16 protein-coding genes are annotated in these 20415 nt (G+C 61.2%); 12 read left to right on the forward strand and 4 right to left on the reverse strand.

Annotated features, from left to right (window positions below):
• Positions 1-238: 238 nt before the first annotated feature.
• The 3 genes from H8699_RS09320 to H8699_RS09330 are packed head-to-tail and all read left to right on the forward strand — an operon-like array spanning position 239 to position 2071.
• Positions 239-553, forward strand: coding sequence for a PadR family transcriptional regulator (locus H8699_RS09320; protein ID WP_147517150.1), 315 nt, complete (start codon positions 239-241; stop codon positions 551-553).
• Positions 550-1140, forward strand: coding sequence for a DUF1700 domain-containing protein (locus H8699_RS09325; RefSeq protein WP_249285441.1), 591 nt, complete (start codon positions 550-552; stop codon positions 1138-1140). Before H8699_RS09320 ends, H8699_RS09325 begins: the two co-directional genes overlap by 4 nt.
• Position 1141: 1 nt before the next feature.
• The gene (locus H8699_RS09330) at positions 1142-2071 is read left to right on the forward strand and encodes a DUF4097 family beta strand repeat-containing protein (protein ID WP_249285442.1); all 930 of its coding nucleotides are present in this window, start codon (positions 1142-1144) and stop codon (positions 2069-2071) included.
• 59 nt (positions 2072-2130) lie between these two features.
• Here the strand turns inward: H8699_RS09330 and H8699_RS09335 are convergent, their stop codons facing one another.
• Positions 2131-3339, reverse strand: coding sequence for an MFS transporter (locus tag H8699_RS09335; RefSeq protein ID WP_249285443.1), 1209 nt, complete (start codon positions 3337-3339; stop codon positions 2131-2133).
• 349 nt (positions 3340-3688) lie between these two features.
• On the opposite strand from H8699_RS09335, the gene H8699_RS09340 reads away from it, so the two are divergent.
• Complete coding sequence (locus H8699_RS09340) at positions 3689-4537, forward strand: alpha/beta hydrolase (RefSeq protein WP_249285444.1); 849 nt, start codon at positions 3689-3691, stop codon at positions 4535-4537.
• 168 nt (positions 4538-4705) lie between these two features.
• Here the strand turns inward: H8699_RS09340 and H8699_RS09345 are convergent, their stop codons facing one another.
• Together H8699_RS09345 and H8699_RS09350 are read right to left on the reverse strand one after the other, a co-directional pair.
• The gene (locus H8699_RS09345; RefSeq protein WP_249285445.1) at positions 4706-5074 is read right to left on the reverse strand and encodes a DUF2500 domain-containing protein; all 369 of its coding nucleotides are present in this window, start codon (positions 5072-5074) and stop codon (positions 4706-4708) included.
• 258 nt (positions 5075-5332) lie between these two features.
• On the reverse strand, positions 5333-7600 hold the full coding sequence (locus H8699_RS09350) for a HelD family protein (protein ID WP_249285446.1): 2268 nt from the start codon (positions 7598-7600) through the stop codon (positions 5333-5335).
• Between the two features lie 1148 nt (positions 7601-8748).
• Here H8699_RS09350 and H8699_RS09355 point away from each other — a divergent pair.
• The 7 genes from H8699_RS09355 to H8699_RS09385 all read left to right on the forward strand — a co-directional run bounded on the left by H8699_RS09355 (position 8749) and on the right by H8699_RS09385 (position 14262).
• On the forward strand, positions 8749-8952 hold the full coding sequence (locus H8699_RS09355; protein ID WP_249285475.1) for a DUF896 domain-containing protein: 204 nt from the start codon (positions 8749-8751) through the stop codon (positions 8950-8952).
• 57 nt (positions 8953-9009) lie between these two features.
• On the forward strand, positions 9010-9825 hold the full coding sequence (locus tag H8699_RS09360; RefSeq protein WP_249285447.1) for a histidinol-phosphatase HisJ family protein: 816 nt from the start codon (positions 9010-9012) through the stop codon (positions 9823-9825).
• Between the two features lie 16 nt (positions 9826-9841).
• Complete coding sequence (locus H8699_RS09365) at positions 9842-10903, forward strand: oxidoreductase (RefSeq protein WP_249285448.1); 1062 nt, start codon at positions 9842-9844, stop codon at positions 10901-10903.
• A complete protein-coding gene (locus H8699_RS09370; RefSeq protein WP_249285449.1) occupies positions 10896-11360 on the forward strand; it encodes a GNAT family N-acetyltransferase in 465 nt (154 codons plus the stop codon). The genes H8699_RS09365 and H8699_RS09370 overlap by 8 nt, the downstream gene beginning before the upstream one ends.
• A 36-nt stretch (positions 11361-11396) precedes the next feature.
• Positions 11397-11978, forward strand: coding sequence for an NUDIX hydrolase (locus H8699_RS09375; protein ID WP_283244186.1), 582 nt, complete (start codon positions 11397-11399; stop codon positions 11976-11978).
• 4 nt (positions 11979-11982) lie between these two features.
• The gene (locus H8699_RS09380) at positions 11983-13464 is read left to right on the forward strand and encodes a sulfatase-like hydrolase/transferase (protein WP_249285450.1); all 1482 of its coding nucleotides are present in this window, start codon (positions 11983-11985) and stop codon (positions 13462-13464) included.
• A 378-nt stretch (positions 13465-13842) separates the two neighbouring features.
• Positions 13843-14262 (forward strand): YjdF family protein, encoded by a 420-nt coding sequence (locus tag H8699_RS09385; RefSeq protein WP_249285451.1) that lies wholly within the window; start codon positions 13843-13845, stop codon positions 14260-14262.
• A gap of 1337 nt (positions 14263-15599) precedes the next feature.
• On the opposite strand, the gene H8699_RS09390 is transcribed toward H8699_RS09385, so the two are convergent.
• Positions 15600-17852 (reverse strand): glycoside hydrolase family 3 C-terminal domain-containing protein, encoded by a 2253-nt coding sequence (locus H8699_RS09390; RefSeq protein WP_249285452.1) that lies wholly within the window; start codon positions 17850-17852, stop codon positions 15600-15602.
• Positions 17853-19059: 1207 nt separating this feature from the next.
• Between H8699_RS09390 and H8699_RS09395 the strand changes: the two genes are divergently transcribed.
• On the forward strand, positions 19060-20412 hold the full coding sequence (locus H8699_RS09395) for an MATE family efflux transporter (protein ID WP_249285453.1): 1353 nt from the start codon (positions 19060-19062) through the stop codon (positions 20410-20412).
• The last annotated feature ends 3 nt before the right edge of the window (positions 20413-20415 follow it).

Here is a 20415-nt window from a genome sequence, read left to right on the forward strand (position 1 = left end):
GAGGCGCAGCGGGAGAAACTCCCCCTGCGCTTTTTTTATTGTTGCCAGCCCCGGGAGAAAAGAACAAAACCTGGGCGGGAAACTGTTTACAGACCAGCGGACAGGCCGGAGATTCCCCCGCTGGCTAGGTTTGCGTTTTAAATAGACGGTAGACCGACGCCTCTGACTAAAATGTCGGATACCTCTTGACACATTATACTATGCGTTATATAGTATTATGCGTAAGGAGGTGTTGGGCTTGGACGCACAACTCAAGCGCGGCATCCTGGAGATCGGGGTGCTCAAGGTGCTGACCCGGGGCGACTCGTACGGCTACCAGATCATTAAAGATCTCAGCGGGGTGCTTCAGATATCCGAATCCACGCTCTACCCGATCCTTAAAAGGCTGGAGGGCAGCGGATGCGTCAGCGTCTACTCCGCGCAGCACAACGGCAGGCTGCGCAAGTACTACGCCATCACCCCGGAGGGGGAGGCGAAAATTCGGGATTTCCTTGGCGAGTGGCAGGAGATCGACCGGATCTATACCTTTATCAAGGAGGGGATCGAGCAATGAACAAACAGGCATTTTTGGAGGGGCTGGCGGGCTATCTGGACGCGCTGGACCCAGAGGAGATCAAAAAGACCTGCGCCTATTACGCCGAGATGATCGACGACCGGGTGGAAGAGGGCATGGAAGAGGAACAGGCCGTGGCCAGCATGGAGCCGCTGCCGGTGATCGCCAAAGAGATCTTGAGCCAGGCGCCGCTTGGCAATCTGATCCGCGCCCGCGCCAAGACGGGGCGCAGGCTCTCGGGCGGGTCCATCGCCCTGATCGCCATCGGCTCGCCCATCTGGCTGCCGGTGGCGCTGGCGGTACTGGCGGTGGGGCTGACGCTTTACCTGGTCTTTTGGGTGCTGGTGCTTTGCCTGTTCGTGCTGGACGCGACGCTGGCCCTTTCCGGCCCGCTGATGTTTATCAGGGCGTTTGGCGCCGGCGGCGGGGCCAACCTGGTTTTCTGCATCGGCATGGGTTTAAGCGCGTTGGCGCTGGCGGTATTGGCCTTCCCCTGTGCGATGGGCGCGGCCAAGGGTACGCTGTGGCTGGGCAAGTGGCTGCTGCGCAAGATCAAGGCCCCGTTTATCCGTAAGGAGGTGGCGTAAGATGATGAAAAAGCTATACAGGATCGCCGCGATCGTACTGGCCCTGGGGCTGGTGCTGAGCTTTTGCGGCGTAGCGGCGGCCGGGTTCGACTTTGAGAAGCTGGGCACGCAGCTGGAGTATGAGCAGCGCACCTTCTCCGCCCAGCCGCAAGGGGTGAGCGCGCTTTCCATCTCGGTGACGAACGAGCCGGTGCGGATCATCCCCTCCGAGGATGGGCAGATCCACATCACCTACTGGGAGACCGAGTTCGACCACTATAACGTGACGCAGGAGGGCGGCCTGATCAGCTGCAATTACTGGGACAGCCGGGCCTGGTACGATCACATCATGGTGCTGAATTTTTCCTTTACCCCGCATGAAGTGACGGTGGCCCTGCCCGAAGGGGTAACGCTGAAGGCCAGCGTGCGCAACGTCAACGGCCCGGTGGAGGCCGAGGGCGTAACGCTCAATACGCTCAGCGCCAGCACCGTCAATGGACGGATCAGCCTGAGGGATGTGCAGGCCCAGGGCGAGATCAGCCTTGTGAACACCAATGGCGGGATCGATGGCTCGGCCGTGAGGGCGGGCGCGTTTACCGCGACGACCCAAAACGGCGCGGTGGACCTGGCGGGCCTGGAGAGCGGCGAGGGCGCGGCGGCGCGCAGCGTCAACGGCCCGGTCAGCCTTGTAGACTGCCGGGTGGGCGGTTTGACGGCGGAGAGCATGAACGGCCGCATCGACTTAAGCCGGGTGCGCGCGCAGGGCAATGTATCGCTGACTACGGTGAACGGCCCGATCGGCGGCACGCTGATCGGCGAGCAGGCGGAGTACGCTGTGAGCACCTCCACCGTAAACGGGGGCAGCAGCCTGCCCAACTCCGTGGGCGGGGAATGGGAACTGATGGCCCGCTCCACCAACGGCGGGATCGACCTGAGGTTTGTCGAGCGATAGTAAAAAGCATGTCAAAAAGCGGCCCGCCAAGATTGGCGGGCCGCTTTTACGTAATCCTTTTAGGCTTGGGCCTTGGGTTTATCCTCCTTGATGATGAGGGCTGCGGCCATATTGATCAGCGAAAGGCCGGCGGCGATAAAGAACACGTACTGGTAGCCCCACTCGTACCAGATCCACCCGCCCAGGGCGGAGGCGGCGATGGAGACCAGGTGATCCAAACTGATGCCGGTGGAGAGGGTGGGCATGATGTCCTCCGGCGTTTCGGCGATGTTGCGCAGGTAAACCGTGCGTGCCACCGCAAACTGCATGCCCATGCGGTTGAGCACGTAAAAAGCAAAGCAGCACCACAGCGCCACCTCCGGGGAGAAGGCCTGCTGCACGAAGGCGTAGCCCAGATAGACGAAGATGAAGACGAGCCCCTCGCCGAACATCACCTTTTTGACGCCGAACTGATCCACCAGGCGCCCCAGCAGGGGGATAAACAGCACCCCGATACCCGAGCCGATGACCGAGAGGATGGCCATGGTATCGGTCTGCTGCAGCATCAGCTCGATCAGCACCCAGGGGCCGAACACCGTCATGATCTGCTTGTGCGCGCCGTTGACGATGGCCAGCACGTAATAGATGGCATACCGCTTTTTAAATACGAAGCGGAACTTGGGCCTGCCTTTTTCGTACACCTCGCCGGCGTTGCGGCGCATTTTGATAAACAGAACCGCCGCCGCGGCCGAGCAGGCCGCCGCGATGATAAAGATCACGATAGGATTGGAAAAGCTTAAAAAGCCGCTGCCAAAGCCGAAGAATACCAGCAGGCCCGCCACCATGACAAACGCGGTGCGAAAGCCGGTAAACTTGCCCAGCCAGCTGCCGGTCTTGCCGTCCTTGATGAGGGAAACGGCGATGGATTCCTGCAAGGGCATGTAAAGGTGCATGCCGGTGGAGTTGATGAACAGGAAAACCAGCATCAGCCCAAAGGGCGGAGTCCACAGCCCCAGCACCAGCACGCCCGCCGCGCACAGCAGCTGGGCGATGATGGCCAGGCGCAGATCCCCCAAAAAGCCGGCCAGCGAGGTCATCACCAGCAGCAGCATGCCGGGCAGCTCGCGCGGCGTTTCGATCAGCCCGCGCTGCAGGGCGGTCACGTCATAGACATCCTTAAAATAGTTGCTGTACACCGAATCGCTCAAGCCCATGCCCAGGCCGATCAGGGCGGAGATGATGAAAAACAGCTTGACGTTCGGGTCCATCTTGCGTAGATACTCCCTCAAAACCATACCCCCTCAATTTTAAGCGCCAAACGGGCGCAAGATATCCCCTTTTAAATACCCGTAAAAATGACCCGCGTGAGTAAAGAACGGACGGCCTTAAAGGCCACAAGCGCGGCCCGCGCGAGAAAATGATATGCCACAGCGCCCCATTGACATTTTATGGGAGCGTTCCCCAATATTCTACCATAAGGGCCGCTTTTCACCTAGCATTTTTTGCGCTATAGGGCGAGGGGGAACGGCGTTTGATATTTAGCTGGCAAAGGATTTGCTTTTGGCCGCGCCTGTGGTATCATAATAGGGTAGACGGGGTGTAAAGCCCCGAGAGAGAAAAAAGAGGGGGAAAAGAAAAATGGCACTTGTCACCATGAATTTTGAAAGCCAGTACCTGATGGTCAACCACGAGGTCAGCGTGATCCTTCCCGACAAGCCACGGGAACAATCCCCTGCCGATTTTTACGGCAGCGGCAAAAAGTACCCGGTGCTTTGGCTGCTGCACGGCACCTTTGGGGACCACAGCGACTGGCTGCGAAAGAGCATGATCGAGCTGTACGCCTGCGAGAACGACCTGATCGTGGTGATGCCCAGCGCGCTCAACAGCAATTACATGAACTGGAAGGGCTTTGGCACCGGCTTCTTTATGGAGGATTACCTCATCAAAGAATTGATGCCGCTGATCTATAACTGGTTCCCGGCCTCGGACAGCAAAGAGGACAACTTTATCGCCGGCCTCTCCATGGGCGGGGGCGGCACGATGCAGTATGCCTGCGCCTACCCGGAGCACTTTGCCGGGGCAGCCATCCTCTCGGCCGGGCCGATGGATTACAAGGCGCTTTTCGCCTGCCAACCGGGGGAGGAGGGCGACCCGTTTATGACCCGGTTCCGCGGGCGGGTGCAGACCCAGGTAGACCAGCTGGGCGGGCTGGACGCGTTTTTGGACAGCGCCTGCAACCCCTGGGATAAGCTGCCCGGGCTGATTGAAAAGGGGACGCTGCCCCGGCTGTATTTCGCCATCGGCAGGGAGGACTTTGGCTACCAGAACTACCTGAAGTTTAAAGATTATGCCGGCAAGATCGGGCTGGAGGCGACCTTTGAGGAGTTTGACGGATACGAGCACGAGTGGCGCTTTTGGGACTTGACCATCCAGCGGGCACTCAAGTTCTTCGGCTTTGACTCTCGGGACGCGGGCAATCCCTTTTAAGGGCAGGGGACGAAAAAAGCGGGCGGCGAAAGCCGCCCGCTTGGCGATTGAGAGGACGCTGCACGACGGAAAAAAGCGAAAAGCAGCCGCAACAGCAATGCCCAAGTTTTTAATGGAATCAGCCGTTCAACCCGGGAAAACGCTTGTATGGCGGCAGACAGCGACGGATTAATCTCTTTCAAACCCGATATACCTTGCGCTTTGATAGGTAAGCGTACCCTTATATCCCTTTTTCAGCTTCAGGTATTGGGGTTTGCTTACGCGCAGCTCAATTTGTCCGCCGCTTTCCAGGGCAAAGGTCACATAGTAGGTGATGCGCTTTTGCGCGCGCATCCCGGGGGCGGTATTTCGCTGGCGATAAACGTAATCTTCTTGAGCGCGCTTGTTGGACAGGGCCGCGCGAACCACGATGCGTGGCGCGCGTTTGTCTTTGAGCCAGCGCGCTGCCACATAAATAATTGAGAACCCCAGTATAGCGGCAAATAGCATCATGAATAAGGCGATAGAAAGATCCCTGGATGATTCAAAGAAAGGCATTTCGTCTCCTTCCGCACAATTTTCCAAGCGGCGTATGGCGTGCGCGCCAATGCGGTTTATAATCTGTCATTCCGAGCCTGGCGAGGAATCTCGGGGCAACCAATTGGTTGGGCCCGTGCCGCTGCGGTGCGGGTAAAGCGCGGCTAAAAGAGGATGCGGGAGATTCTTCGCGCGGGCTTTCGTCCCCCGCTCTGAATGACGGGGGAATAAAGGGGGCCTCGCATGATATGGGGACGGCGGTTTCGGGCGCGCCCCTCTCTATCCTTCCACCTCAAAGTCCTCCGCTTTGAGCAGCGGGCTTAGCTCCCCGGTGCAGTAGCAGTACAGCCGGTGCAGGGGACGGGTCATGGTCACGTAGAGCAGGCGCGCGTCCAGATCGCTGCCCGGGTAGCGCCCGGCGCTGACATCCGGGATGAGCACTGCGTCAAACTCCAGCCCCTTGGCCAGCGGGGCAGACACCACCATCACCCCGCCGGCATAGTGGGTATCCTTGGGGGTGAGCCGCTGTACCGGTTGGCCCAGCGCCTTTTGCAGGGCGCGGTGCAGCGGGCGGCACTCGTTTTCATCCCGGGCGATGACGGCGATGGTGCGGTACCCCTCATCCAGCAGGCGCTGGATACGGGCGGCCAGCGCCCCGCCAAGCGCCCGGGGTTTGACGAAGAAAAGCGCCGGGGCCTCCCCATGGCGCAGCACGGGCTGGGCCGCCACCATGCCGGGATAGGGCCGGCGGGCGCAGACCGTGCCCGCCAGGCGCATGATCTCCACCGTAGAGCGGTAGCTGGTGGTCAGCCCCAAAAAGGCGGGCGCGGGGTCGGAGAATACGGCGGACAGGTCCTCGCGCCAGGCGGTGGTGCCCCGGTAGGCGCGGATGCCCTGGGCCAGATCCCCAACCAGGGTGAAGGAGCTGTTGCCCGCCAGGGTGCGCAGCAGGTCAAACTGGAAGGGCGAAAAATCCTGCGCCTCGTCCACCACGGTATGGCGGATAGCCATCTCCTCGTGCAGGCCGTAGAGATAGCGGCGGATCAGCACCAGGGCGGGCAGATCCTCCTCGGCGGCGCGCCCGGCCTGAAGCGCGGGCAGGGCTACCCGCGAAAGGGCGGCCCAGGCTTGCGGATCGATCCCCTGCGGCACGGGGCCGGAGAGAAAGGCGATATAGGCATCCATCACCCGGGGTGGGGTGAGCGCCGCGGCGGCCGCAGCGGGATAGACCCGGATCTGCTCGCGCAGGGCATGAACGGCCTGATCCCGCTGGGCGTAGATGCGCTGCATAGCGGCCCGGCGCTGGGGGCTGTCCTCCGGGGAGGTGCGGCGCAGCAGCAGCGCCATGGCGGCGGCCCGCTCCTCCCGCGCGGCGATCAGCGCCCCCAGCATCTCGCTTACCCGGCGGCGCAGGGGTTTTTTCAGCTCCTCCATCCGCCGCTTAAGGGGGAAGGGTTTGAGGTCCTGAAGATAGAGCCTTAGCACCTCCTCACCCGAGAGCACGGTCTGCCCCTCCAGCGTAAAGCCCTCCTTAGGCGGCAGGCTGCGTTCTACCTGCTCCAAGTAGCGCGCCACCGCGTCCCGGAAGGCCAGCGTGCCCCGCAGGCGGGCCGCCAAGGCCAGATCCTGCTTTTGCGCCTGGGGCGCGGCGGGGTCCAGCAGGGTAAAGAGCGGGTCCTCGGTTTGCAGGCGGGGCATATCCTTGCCCAGCAGGCGGGCACATAGCTGGGGGAATGTCCACTGGCGCACCTGGTCCACGCCCAGCTCCGGCAGAACGGCGGAGATATAGTCCAAAAACAGGGGGCTGGGGGCCAGGATCAGCATCTGCGAAGGGGCCAGCTCCCCCCGGTGGACGTATAAAAGGTAGGCGATGCGGTGCAGGGCGATGGTGGTTTTTCCGCTGCCGGCGGCGCCCTGCACCACCACCGGGCCGCGCAGCGGGGCGCGGATGATGTCGTTCTGCTCGCGCTGGATGGTGGAGACGATGTCTTTAAGCCGGTCGTCCTTGCTCTGGCCCAGCACGTTTTGCAGGTAGGCGTCCTGCGCCACCACGTCGGTATCAAAGATGGTTTGCAACTGGCCGTCCTGTATGGTCATCAACCGCTTAAGGCTAAGTTCCCCTTCGATCTCCCCATCCGGCGCCCGGTAGGAGACCTGGCCCAGCTGCCCGGCGTAGTACAGGTTGGCCAGCGGCGCGCGCCAGTCGATCACCCAGGGGGTCTGGGTGCGGCTGTCCAGCACCCCGGCCTTGCCGATATAGTAGGCGGTAGGGGCGGTTTCGCCGCTCTGGGTAAAATCCACACGGGTAAAATAGGGGGCCTTTGCGGCCAGCTGCAGGTTGTGGAGGGCCTGGGACGTCATGCGGTATTGCAATTCGTGCAGCATCAGGGCCGCACCCTCGCCGCTGCGGCGGCGGGTATCCTCCAGCGCCTCCCGGCGCTCGCGCTCCTCCTCGCGGGCCAGGCCGGTCTCCCGGGCGATGAGGGAGAGGGTTTTTTGCAGGTGCGCCTGCTCCTGCGGATATGCGGGATGATCTTGCAAAGACATGAGCAGCCCTCCTTTATCAAAATAATCTGCCCTGCGGGCAGCAAAATACGCCCCGCGGCCTGGAAGGCCGGGGGTGCAAAGCGCGCAGGGAATTAATATTATAGCATGCCGGGTGCGAATGTAAAGGGGACCGCAAAAAAAGACAGCGCCCCTAGACCGCCGGGCGCGAAAGACGCGGCCCAAAGCATGGGTTTATCAATGCCGATCAAGGCTTCCTGCCCTGTGATGCGGAGCTTGCGCGGGGAAGCTATTGACAACTACCGGGCCCGGCTATTCTCAAGCCGCGCGAGTCGGGCGTAGCTGTGAGGTGAGGCGGGAGATGCTTCGCGTAGCCTTACGGCCTCGCTCTGAATGGCAAGGCTATCGCCCTATTAGCCGCTCCCGGGCTATCGCCCCCTCATCCGCTCCTGATTTCCTATGTTTCCCCTATTCTCTCGCCCACCATAAACTAGCCGCCCTCTGTTCCGAATGACAATGTAGCGAGTGCTAAAGTTTAGGTTTTCATACAATGGCATCTCTCCCTCCGGCGCACCCAACGGGTGCGCCACCTCCCTCGTCAAAGGGAGGCAAGTGGGGGTTAAATCAAAGGGCATAGCATTCCTCTCTCTGTCATTCCGAGCATAAGCGAGGAATCTCCTGATCTCCTGAGCAGCCCCGCCCGCACCGCGTAGCACAGGGGCCACCCCTGCCGCGCAGGTTCAGCGCCGCTTTCCTGCCTATGCCCTGAGATTCTTCACTTCGGCTTCGCCTTCGTTCTGAATGACAGGCTTGCGCATAAACCTATCCTTTCCCGCGCAGATTATCGTTTCTAATTCTGTCATTCCGAAGCCGTAAGCGAGGAATCTCTTTACGCCCTGTTGGCCTTGCCTGCATCACGTAGCCATAGGTCAAACACTGCTTTCTCGCCCATGCACGAGATTCTTCGCTCCCTCTGAATGGCAAAAGCCGTGCAGCGTGCATGAACTTAAGGGCGGCGGACCGAAACCAGCTGACGAACCGGTTTGCAGGGAGGAAAAGCGGCCGGGTGCGTCGAATAATATAGGCGTTGTATAGACATTGTAGGGACATCGTATAAATGAACGAGGGCATTGCCTTTATCGGGCGGCGGGGCCGCACGGGGGAAAGGAGAACGGGTTATCGTGCTTCCGATGGAGAAGATCAACCGCATCAACGCCCTGGCGCACAAATCCCGCACACAGGGGTTGAGCGAGGCGGAAAAGCAGGAGCAGCTGGCCCTGCGGGCGGAATACCTGCAGGCGCTGCGCAAAAATGTGAGCGCGATGCTGGACAACGTGATCATAGAGGAAGAGGACGGGACGCGCCACAGGCCGGCCAAGCGCAAGGAACGGTAAAGCCGCTTAAGATTTTAGGCGGCTTTCTCATTACGGGATAAAGGAGGCGGCAAAAAAGTGTTTGACTGCCATATGCACACCCATCTTTCGGGAGATTCGCAGGCGCGTTTGGATGAGATGTGCCAGGCCGCGCTGCAAAAGGGCATCGGCACCCTTTGCACCACCGAGCACGTGGATATCGGCCATCCGGACAAAGAGACGTTGTTTTTGTGCGAGCCCTACCGGGAGCGCGAGCAGATTGAAAGGGCGCGGGAGCGGTTTGCGCAGCTGAAGATCCTTTGGGGATTGGAGGTGGGGTACATGCCCGCCACCATTGTCCAGACCCGGCTGTACGCGCAGCGGTACGAGCTTGATTACCTGCTGTACTCAGTGCACGTGGCGGGGGAATGGGATTGCTACGATAAAGAGTATTATGAGGGGCTGACCCGCCGCCAGGCCTACCTGCGCTACCTGGACGCCGTGATCGACTCGCTGGACGCCTGGGATGGGTTCGACTGCATGGGGCACTTGGGCTATATCGCCAAATGCGCGCCCTATGAGGACCCGGCCCTGCGCCTGGGGGACTACCGGGAGGCGGTGGAGGCGATCCTGCAAAGGCTGGTGCGGATGGGCAAGGGACTGGAGATCAACACCTCCAGCTTCCCCAAGACCGGCGGGCCCATGCCGGAGGCGGATATTTTGCGCCGCTACCGGGAGATGGGGGGAGAGATCGCCACCATCGGCTCGGACGCGCACGCGCCCGAAGCGGTGGGCCAGCACTTTAAGGCGGCGCTGGAGCTGGCCCGGACGGCGGGCTTTGAGCGGCTTTGCTACTTTGAAGGGCGCAGGCCTGTATTTGAACCGATCGATAAAATGATGGCCGCGCTGCGGTAAAAAGGGGGATGTGGGGATGAACCAATTATTTGAGACCTTTACCCTGAAGGGCAGGACGGCGCCTAACCGGCTGATGCTACCGCCCATGCTGACCCGCAGGGACGACCGGGAGCTAAACGGCCGCGCGGACGCGGGGCACGTGGCCCATTACGGCGCGCGGGCCAGGGGCGGCGCGGGGCTTGTGGTGGTGGAGTGCACCGCCATCGCCCCTGAGGCGCGGCTGGGCCGGGGCGAGCTGGGCCTATGGGAGGACGGGCAGATTGAAGGGATGGCGGCCATCGCCCGGGCGGTAAAGGCGGCGGGCAGCTTATGCTTTGTGCAGCTGCACCACGCCGGGTTCAAGGCGGCTGCGACGGTGACTGATGATCTGACCGCGCCCAGCGACTGCGAAAGGGAGGGCCGCAAGGCCCGGGCGCTGCGGGCGGAAGAGATCGAAACGATTATCGGGCAATTCGTGGCGGCGGCCAGACGCGCCCATGCGGCGGGGATGGACGGGGTGGAGCTACACGGCTGCCATGAGTACCTGCTCAACGAATTCACCTCGCCCACCTATAACACGCGCACGGACGCATACGCCGGGTATGCCCTGCCGCTGCGGGTACTGCGGGAGGTAAAGGACGCCCTGCCGGAGGACTTTATCGTAGGCTACCGCATGGGGGTAAACGATAACGACTTTGATGCGGGCGTAAAGCTGGCCCAGGCGCTGGAGCAGGCGGGGGCGGATTACTTGAGCGTATCGGCGGGGTTGGGGCCCGTGCCGGACTCCGTTCCGGAGGACTTTGGATACAACTGGTTCGTGTACGGCGCGTCTCTGGTGCACGCGGCGGTAAAGGTGCCGGTGGTGGCGGTCAATTCCATCCGCACGCCGGAGCAGGCAAAGGGCGTGATTACCCGCGACCTGGCGGATATCGTAGCGGTGGGCCGGGCCTTTTTGGCGGACGAAAACTTTGGCGCGCGGGCCCGGGCGGGGGAGCCGGTCAACCCCTGCTATGGCTGCCCCGGCGGGTGCAACTGGTTAAAAGGCCGGGACTGCCCGGCGCTTTTGAGGGCCAAAAGGAAGGAGAGGGACCATGTTTGAGGGTAAATTCGTCCAGGGGATGGAGGCGGCAAAGCCCGCGCTGGCGGTGCGCTGGGCCGTGTTTGTGGAGGAGCAGGGCTTTTCCGGCGATAAAGAGGTAGACGAGCACGACGCGCTGGCCCACCATGGGATGATTAACGTGGGCGGAAAGACGGTGGCGGCCGGCCGGCTGATCATGGAAAAGCCGGGGGTGCTGCGCATCGGGCGGATTGCGGTGCTGAAGGAATACCGGGGCCAGGGCTATGGGGATTTGATGGTGCGCATGCTGCTGGACCGGGCGCTGCGCTACGGGGCAAGGGAAATTTTGGTCAACGGCCAGGAGCGGGTGGCGGCGTTTTACGAGCGGTTCGGCTTTAAGCGCTGCGGCCCCAATTACGACGAGGAAGGCTGCCCCCACGTGCCCATGAGCGTGCAGGCGGAGGATGTGCGCTTCCCCAGCGCGTGCGGAGCACAGTAGCCTAGGCGGGGGCGAACAGTGAAGGAGGCAATGCAGATGGCCGAGGAAATGCTGACGATATATGACGATGATTTAAACCCCGTGGGCGAGCTGCCCCGGGCCCAGGCCCATGGTACGCAGCACTGGCACCGGGTGGTGCACGTGTGGCTGTACGGGACCTTCCGCAGGGAGAAATGCGTATTTTTGCAAAAGCGCGCGGCACAGAAAAAAACCTATCCCGGGTTTTACGACGCCGGCACCACCGGGCATATATCGGCCGGGGAGACGCCGGAGCAGGCCGCCCTGCGGGAGGTGCGCGAAGAGGTGGGCCTTGCGCTGCAGGCCCAGGATTTGACGGAGCTGGGCCAGTGCCGGGAGGACGAGGCGGGCGACCGGGAGGTGGCCACGGTATTTCTGGCCCGGGCAAGCGCGCAGGACTTTGCCCCCGGCGAGGAGGTCGAGGGGATGATCGCCATGCCGCTTGGCCGCTTTGAATCCCTGGTGCGGCGGGAAAAGGACGGGGCCGCGGCCCGCACGCTTAGCGGGGAGCGGGTGTTTTTGACCCGGGATAAGCTCTGCCGGCACCCGGAATCGGCCCTGCTGGCCATCAGGGCCCTGCAGGCGATCAAGGAGGAATAGTAAAATGGCAGATAAGCGGCAGATCCTCTTTTTAATGACCGATACCACCCGGTGGGATATGCTGGGCTGCTACGGCAATGCCGCCATGCACACCCCCAACTTGGACGCGCTGGCGGCGCGGGGCACCCGGTTTGAACGGGCCTATACCTGCCAGCCGGTGTGCGGGCCGGCCCGCAGCGCCATCTTTACCGGGCTTTACCCTCACTCCTGCGGCGGGTGGACCAACTCGGTGGCGCTGGCGGCGGACGTCAAGACCCTGGGGCAGCGGCTGACCGAGGCGGGCGTGCACTGCGGCTACATCGGCAAATGGCACCTGGACGGGGGCGATTACTTTGGCAACGGCGTCTGCCCCGAAGGGTGGGACGCGGATTACTGGTACGATATGCGCTGCTATTTGGAGGAACTGACCGAGGAGGAGCGGCGCTACTCCCGAGTGGAGGGCAACCCCGTAAAGCCCGAATTTACCTATGGCTACCGGGTGGCCGACCGGGCGGTGCGCTTTTTGCAGGAGAACGGCGGGGAGGACTTCTTTTTGACCGTCAGCCTGGATGAGCCTCACGGCCCCTCGCTCTGCCCCGAGCCCTTTGCCTCCATGTTTGAGAATTATCAGTTCCCCAAAAGCGCCAATGTGTGGGACGATCTGCAGAATAAGCCGCCCCACCAGCGGGCCTGGGCGGGGGAGAACCTGAAGCGGGATGCGGACGCGCTGAAGCTGACCCCGCGCTACCTTTTGGGCTGCAATGCCTTTGCCGACCAGCAGCTGGGCCGGGTGATCGATGCCGCGCGGGAGTTGGCGCCCGATGCGATGATCGTATTCACCTCGGATCACGGGGACTTTATCGGCTCCCACGCCTTAAGCGGCAAGGGCCCGGCGGGGTATGAGGAGATCTGCCACATCCCCCTGATCATAGCGGGCGGCGCGGCGCTGGAGGGAAGGGTGTATCCCCACCCGGTCTCCCATATCGACCTGGCGCCCACCCTATTGCATTACATGGGGGTGGCGGCGCCCACCCTGCCGGGGCACGACCTGGCGCCCGCGCTGGCGGGCGGGGCGGAGCCGGTGGATGAGCAGGTGTTCTTTGAATTTGGCCGCTATGAGGTGGACCACGACGGGTTCGGGGGCTTCCAGCCCATGCGGGCGGCCTTTGACGGGCGCTATAAGCTGGTGGTGAACCTGCTGAGCACCGACGAGCTGTACGACCTACAAGAGGACCCCTGCGAGATGGAGAACCTCATCGGCCGGGAGGATACCGCCGCGGTGCGGGACGCCCTGCACGACCGGATTTTGGAGATGATGAACCGCACCCGGGACCCCTTCCGGGGCTATTATTGGGAGCGGCGGCCTTGGCGGGCGGACGCGCGGCCCGCGACTTGGGCCTATACCGGCTATACCCGACAAAAGGAGACCGAGCCGGGGGAAGCGCGCCAGCTGGATTACGATACCGGGATGCCCATGGAAGAGGCCACCCGCTTTAAAAAGGTGTAGGGGTTCGGCTTGGCCTTATCGCGCCGTCTTTCTGAGTGCAGCGAGGAATTTCGAGGGAAGACCGCTGGGAAGGTTTTTCCACAGGCGCTGTGGGGAGGCGGAGCGGGGCATGTGACGCGAGAGATTCTTCGCGGTGCCTGCGGGCTCTTCAATGACGGGGAAAGGCTATGCGTACTTACGCGACATATGCCCCGCTTACACGGCGGGGAAAGGATATAAAGATTGAAAGAGGTGCTTGAACAGAAGAAAACAAGCTGATCTTACGCAAAGGGGAAAACACAGTCCCGGTTGGTAGTCCGGGCGCGGCTTCAAGCAAGCTGCCAGTAACCTGCCTCCTTGGTTGTCCACCCTTTGCGGTTTAAAATAAAGGAGGAAATGATGGAACAGGTAAAAGCGACGCTGACGGTGCTGTTTGAGGACCCTTTTTGGGTGGGCGTGTATGAGCGGGAGAGCGGCGGGCGCTATGGCGCCTGTAAGCTGACCTTTGGCGCGGAGCCCAGGGACTATGAGGTGTATGCCGCCCTGCTGCAAAACTGGGAGCGTTTGGAACCGGGACAGGAAATGGCCGCGCAGGCGGCAGCGCAAAGGCGGATCAACCCCAAACGGATGCAGCGGGCCGCCCGGCGGCAGATGCAGGACGCGGGCGTGGGCACCCGGGCCCAGCAGGCGCTGAAGTTGCAACAGGCGGCGGGGAAGCTGGCCCGACGCAGGCGGACCCGCGAAGAGCGGGAGCGGGAGGCGCGGCGGCAGTTTGCCCTGCGCCAGCAGCGCAAAAAAGATAAGCACAAAGGGCACTGAGGCAGCGCGAAACAAAACGGGAGCCGGCCGGATCGAGCGATCTGGCCGGCTTTTTATGAAGTGGAACCCGCAAAATAAAGGCTGAAACCGTGCTGCGCACAGATGGATTTTGTCGCGCGGGAGAAGCGACCGCTGGGACGGGCGTTTCCATGGCGCTGTGGGGAGGCGGGGCGGGGCAGGTAACGCAGGAGATTCTTCGCAGGCCTGCGGCCTTGCGTTTCAATGACAAGGAAAGGGCGAGGTGCAATGGGGGAATGAGTGAAGGTTTTTCAGTCCGGTTCGAGCGGGAAGATATAGATGGAAGGGTATAGGTTTTCGTTCAGTAGAGAACCAAGGCATAATGCGAAATAGGGAGGAAAGTTAGGGAACGTGTTTTATATGTTAAGGGAGCGCGGAACGAACGCCGCCGGTGGAAATCTATAGTGCCCGCGCCCGGTGGGCGATGAAGGGCACGATGATTTCTGTGAGCGTAAGTTGAGGGCAAGTGCCCTTTGGCACGAAGGCCGAAACCTCAGCGAACAGAGGTGGCCCCAGAGATGGTCCCGGTAAGTGAGTGCAGCGCTCTGTGAGCATGAGACAAGGGCGAGCGGACAACGTGCCGCGAAGCCTGCGTCCATAGCGAACAGAGGGGGCGTAAGCAGGGGGATTCCGATTTCCCCCTTTAGGCTAAAGCCCCTCTGTTCACTGTGGGTTTGCCCATCGCGGCGTGCCGGCCGCTCGGGCGCACCTCACGTTCACAGAAATCATCGCGCCCTTTTCCCGCCACTGGCGGCGGGCGCTATAGATTTCCCCAAACGGCCACTCCGAGGTGGGGACGGAGGTTTTTCAAACCCTCCGATGCTGATGAACCAATTAATTTTCCAGCCGTTTCGCTTATGTTATGCCTTTTGACTTAATCCACACTTGCCTCCCTCTGACGAGGGAGGTGGCGCACCCAAAGGGTGCGCCGGAGGGAGAGATGACGCCGAGCGAAAACCCATAGGTTTATGCGCAGGCAGCAGGCTACCCTTGTCATTCCGAGCGTAAGCGAGGAATCTCGTTACAACCTCTCGCTTGTGGCCTGCATCCTCGCAGTCCCGATAAAGCGCCTCTTTCCAGCTACGCCATCAGATTCTTCACTCCGGCTTCGCCTTCGTTCTGAATGACACACTTGCGTATAAAGGTATACTATATTTGTCATTCCAAGAGCAGCGAGGAATCCTGAAGGTTAGCCGCTGAGGGTAGCTTGCGCTCGGTCGCGGTGGAGTTGGATAGAGCGCTGTTGCTAAAGCGGGAGGGGGCCCTGGCAAAGGCAAAGCCCCCGCACGTTGGCGGGGGCTTTGGCGAATCTTTTGGCGTCAGCCGCCCAGGGCGGCGTTCATCTTGTCGATCAGGCCGCGCAGACGGTCGTTATCAAAATCAGCGCCCACAAAGCTGCGGACCGAGCGCAGCGGCAGGTTGAGCATCACGTGCAGCATCATATCGTCCTTAGCCTTTTCGTCCTCCAGGTCCAGGTCGGGCATCATCTGCCCCAGCAGCTTTTTGGCGGCCGGGCCGGTGCGCGGGTCGGCCAGCAGGTCGCCCACGGTCCAGTTCTCGTGCACCTGTACGGGAGCTTGGGCGGGATTTTGGAATCGCACCTGGCCGGTCAAGCGGATATCCCGGGAGGAGGCGCCCACTAAAATCTCAAACGTACCATCGGCCGCGCGCCAGGCATGGCTTTCCACATCGTAAAAGGCAAAGGCGCGCATATCAAGGGTCAGGGTCACTTCCTTTTCTTCGCCTGGCTGCAGGGTTACCTTGGCAAAGCCGCGCAGCTCTTTATCCGGCCGCAGGGCCGCGCCGGTGCAGTCCCGCACGTAGAGCTGGACGATCTCCTTGCCCGGGCGGGAGCCAGTGTTTTTCACCTTGAGGCGGCAGGTCAGGGTATCGTCCGGGCCCAGGGTATCGGCGCTTAAGCAAAGATCGCTGTAGGCGAACTGGGTGTAGCTTAGGCCAAAGCCAAAGGGGAAGCGCACCGGCATCTTTTTACTGTCGTAATACCGGTAGCCCACAAACACGCCCTCCCGGTATTCCACGGTATCCTTGACGCCGGGGAAGTTGAGGTAAGAGGGGTTATCCTCCAAGCGCAGGGGGAAGGTCTCGGCCAGCTTGCCGCAGGGGCTGCAATCGCCAAAGAGCAGGTCCACCGTGGCGGCGCCCACGGCCTGCCCGCCCAGATACCCTTCCAGCAGGGCGTTGACCTGATCGATCCAAGGGGTCTCCACCGGCGAACCGTTGTACAGCACCACCACCGTATTGGGCTGGGCCGCGGCCACGGCCTCGATCAAGGCGTTATGGCTCTGGGGCATGCGCATGTGCGTGCGGTCATACCCCTCGGACTCAAAGGCGTCCGGAAGGCCGGCGAACACCACGGCCACATCCGCCGCCTTTGCCACGGATACGGCTTGCGCAATCAGCGCCGGGTCGGGCGTTTCCCCCTCCAAAGAATAGCCGGGGGCATAAGTTACGTTGAAGCGCCCCTGGGCCGCCTCCAGCGCGCCGGTCACCTTGGTGGCGTTGATGTGGGAGCTGCCGCCCCCCTGGTAGCGAGGCGTTTTAGCAAACGCGCCGATAAAGGCCACCTTTTGCTCCTTGGCGATGGGCAGGGCGCCCTGGTTTTTCAGCAGCACCATGCTCTCCCTGGCCACCTTGCGGGCCAGCTGGTTTTGCGCATCCAGATCGCAAACGGTGGGCTTGTGATTTTGCAGGTAGCGCAGGGTGATGTTTAAGATGCGCTCCACCGCCCGGTCCAGCACGGCCTCGTCCAGCCGCCCTTCGCGCACGGCGCGCACGATCTCCCGGTCGTTCACCCCGCCGCTGGCGGGCATCTCCAGCTCCAGCCCGGCTTTCAGGCCCTTGACCCGGTCGTTGCAGGCGCCCCAGTCGGTCATCGCATAGCCCTCAAAGCCCCATTCATCCCGCAGCACATCGGTGAGCAGCCACTTGTTCTCGGAGGCAAATTCGCCATTGATGCGGTTATACGAGCACATCACCGTCCAGGGCTGGGCCTTTTTTACCGCCCGCTCAAAGGCGGGGAAGTAGATCTCCCGCAGGGTGCGCTCATCCACCTGGGAAGAGGAGGTCATCCGCCGGTACTCCTGGTTGTTGGCGGCAAAGTGCTTCAGGCTGGTGCCCACATTTTGGCTTTGCACGCCCCGGATGTGGGCGGCGGCCATCTCGCCGGCCAGGCAGGGATCCTCAGAGAAGTACTCAAAATTGCGTCCGCACAGCGGGCTGCGCTTGATGTTGACCGCCGGGCCCAGCAGCACGCTGACGTCCTCGGCCTGGCACATCTGCCCCAGGGCCGCGCCCATTTCCTCCAGAAGGGCGGTATCAAAAGAGCAGGCCGTGGCCGAGGCCGCCGGGAAGCAGACCGCCGGCACGCTGAGCTTCAGGCCCAGATGATCCGCCTCGGAGGCCTGCTTGCGCAGCCCGTGGGGCCCGTCGCACACCATCACGCCGGGCAGGCCGAGCCGCTGCACCGATTTGAGATGCCAAAAATCCTCCCCGGAGCACAGGCCCGCCTTTTCCTCCAGGGTGAGTTGGGAGATGATCTCTTTTACCGTCATGCGTTAACGCTCCTTTCAAAGCCCGAAAAAGGCTTATCCGCTTTTCTCCATTGTAACGCGAAACAAAGGGGTTGTCTAGGTGTAAACCCTTTGCAAATTTTGGGGAACAGCCGCCCGCACAGCGCGCGGGCGTGGCGGGTGAAAGATGGGGCAAGCGCAAGGGTAAGGTGGAAAAGCGCATGGGCAGGATGGGGCAAGCGGAGCTGGACCGCATCGATCAAAGTCGGGCCAAGCGAATATAAAGAAATTCTTCGCAAGGTTCGGAACGACATTTATTCTGCTGAGGACGGCAGATTTCTCCCGGCACAAGAGCACGGGGATAGCGGGAGTTGTTGGGGGGATAAACGGCCCGCCTGGCGCCAAGCGTTTGGGAAAGTGATTTTTTACATTGGCTGTAAGGTCAAAGGGAGGGGGGAATTGTGATGGAAAAAACGGCAAGGGCAGGGAATTTTCCCTGCCCTTGCGCTTGCATCTATCCAATTTATCTTTTGATGGGCCTTGAGGCGCCCGCCCTTTACCCCGCCTTTGGGGGCCTGTGGCGGCGGGCGCATGCATCGCCGGCGATAGAGTCCCCCAAAAGGCGGCGCCCTTTTTTCCGCGGCTGGGGGGAGGTATGATCAATCTATCTATATTCTATCGGAGGAAAAGCATCTTCTCCTTTCCGTTCGTTTTGGGGCGCTTGGGCCCCGCGTCTTGTGGCATGTATATTGCGGCAAAGCCGTCTTTATCTATGTGAGAGAGAAGGGGTTGATTCGGGTTTACCGCCGCAAAAAAACCGGGGCAGCCAAAACGATGGCGCCTGGCGGCGGGCCCGCCGGTACTTGTACCTCGCTATCTTCCATAACCTCGTTCACTTCCTTTCTCCGGGCCGCCCCTTTATCCATTATAACTTTGGGGGTTCCCCGTTTCGTTATATTGAATATATCAGGGGGTTATGACCAATTCGTGAGTAAGTTTTTAATAAACTGTTACGACACCATTTTTTTACAAGCCTGAACGGAATGTGAAATTCTGCCAATTCGTGCAGGGAATGTAAAGATTATTTAGCAGCCTAAATTGTTTTTTGCCGCTATCCGTGCTATGATTAAAAGTACGCTAATATCGGTGTTTGGCGCATTCGCCGCGCGGCTGTCGGGGGCAGGCCGTGCGGCTTTTGGCCGCCCGGGCGGGGACACCATCATTTCACAATTCGGGGGGAGAGGGACGAGTGCACAAGATTTTCGTGCGGGATAAGAGCTTTTACAAATTGATTTTGACGCTGGCTATACCGGTGGTGCTGCAGAACATGATCACCATCGGCGTAAACATCATGGATACCATGATGCTGGGCAGCTATGGGGAGGTGCAGATCTCCGGCTCGTCGCTGGCCAACGAGTTTATCAACATCTTCCAGATCCTGTGCATGGGCATGGGCGGAGGCGCGGCGGTGCTTACGGCCCAGTACTGGGGGCGGGGAGACGTAGGGTCGCTTAAAAAAGTGGTGACCATTATGCTGCGGGTTGGGGTGGCTGTGGCCGCGGCCTTTGCGCTGGTCACCTGGATATGGCCGGATGCGCTGATGCGCCTGTACACGCCGGATGCGGCCATCATCGAAAAAGGGGTGTTATACTTCCGCATCAGCGCGCCCTGCTATCTGCTGATGGCCGTATCGCTGACGCTGACCATCGTGCTGCGCTCGGTCCATCTGGTGCGCCTGCCGCTCATCGCCGCCATCGTCAGCTTTGTGGTAAACATCTTTTTTAACTGGGTATTCATCTTCGGCAACCTGGGCGCCCCGGAGATGCAGATCGAAGGGGCGGCGCTGGGCACACTGATCGCCCGCATCGCGGAGTTTGGCATCATCGCGGGGTACTTTCTGTTTGCAGACCAGCGCGTGGGTTACCGCCTGCAGGACCTGGTGGCCAAGTGCGGGGACCATGTGCGCACCTTTTTCACCTACAGCCTGCCGGTGATCGTTTCAGACACCCTGCTGGCCCTGGGCAACAATATGGTGGCCATCATCGTAGGACATATCGGTGCCAGTTTTGTGGCGGCCAACGCCATCATCGCCCAGACGGTCAAACTATCGACCGTGTTCAACCAGGGGTTGAGCAACGCGGCCTCCATCGTTACGGGCAACACGCTGGGCAAGGGGGAGCGGGAGACCGCCTACCGCCAGGGCGTGAGCTTTACGGCTTTAAGCGTATTGATCGGCCTGGCGGCCGCGGGCATCCTGCTGGCCATCACCCCGGCGATCATAAACGGTTTTAACATCACCCAAGAGACCCGGGACATTGCCTTCCAGCTGATGATGGCGGTATCGGTGATGGTGATCTTCCAGACCATGCAGGGCGTGCTGACCAAGGGCGTACTGCGGGGCGGCGGGGATACCAAGTTTTTGATGATCGCAGACGTGGCGTTTTTGTGGCTGGCCTCGGTGCCGCTGGGGTACCTGGCGGGGCTGGTGTGGAGCTGGCCGCCGTTTTGGATCTATACCGCGCTGAAGATCGACTGGGCCATCAAGTCCATCTGGTGCCTGTTCCGCCTGAAATCCAAAAAGTGGATACGGGTGGTGGAATAGGTG

It is taken from the genome of Luoshenia tenuis (genome assembly GCF_014384745.1).
In the GTDB taxonomy this organism is placed as follows: Bacteria; Bacillota; Clostridia; order Christensenellales.

Excerpts from the sequence above, each read along its gene's own strand:
- H8699_RS09370 (WP_249285449.1), top strand. The coding sequence starts at position 10,896 with ATGTTTGAGGGTAAATTCGTCCAGGGGATGGAGGCGGCAAAGCCCGCG.
- H8699_RS09380 (WP_249285450.1), top strand. The coding sequence starts at position 11,983 with ATGGCAGATAAGCGGCAGATCCTCTTTTTAATGACCGATACCACCCGG.
- H8699_RS09350 (WP_249285446.1), bottom strand. The coding sequence starts at position 7,600 with ATGTCTTTGCAAGATCATCCCGCATATCCGCAGGAGCAGGCGCACCTG.
- H8699_RS09345 (WP_249285445.1), bottom strand. The coding sequence starts at position 5,074 with ATGCCTTTCTTTGAATCATCCAGGGATCTTTCTATCGCCTTATTCATG.
- H8699_RS09330 (WP_249285442.1), top strand. The coding sequence starts at position 1,142 with ATGATGAAAAAGCTATACAGGATCGCCGCGATCGTACTGGCCCTGGGG.
- H8699_RS09390 (WP_249285452.1), bottom strand. The coding sequence starts at position 17,852 with ATGACGGTAAAAGAGATCATCTCCCAACTCACCCTGGAGGAAAAGGCG.
- H8699_RS09340 (WP_249285444.1), top strand. The coding sequence starts at position 3,689 with ATGGCACTTGTCACCATGAATTTTGAAAGCCAGTACCTGATGGTCAAC.
- H8699_RS09355 (WP_249285475.1), top strand. The coding sequence starts at position 8,749 with ATGGAGAAGATCAACCGCATCAACGCCCTGGCGCACAAATCCCGCACA.
- H8699_RS09385 (WP_249285451.1), top strand. The coding sequence starts at position 13,843 with ATGGAACAGGTAAAAGCGACGCTGACGGTGCTGTTTGAGGACCCTTTT.
- H8699_RS09365 (WP_249285448.1), top strand. The coding sequence starts at position 9,842 with ATGAACCAATTATTTGAGACCTTTACCCTGAAGGGCAGGACGGCGCCT.
- H8699_RS09325 (WP_249285441.1), top strand. The coding sequence starts at position 550 with ATGAACAAACAGGCATTTTTGGAGGGGCTGGCGGGCTATCTGGACGCG.
- H8699_RS09375 (WP_283244186.1), top strand. The coding sequence starts at position 11,397 with ATGGCCGAGGAAATGCTGACGATATATGACGATGATTTAAACCCCGTG.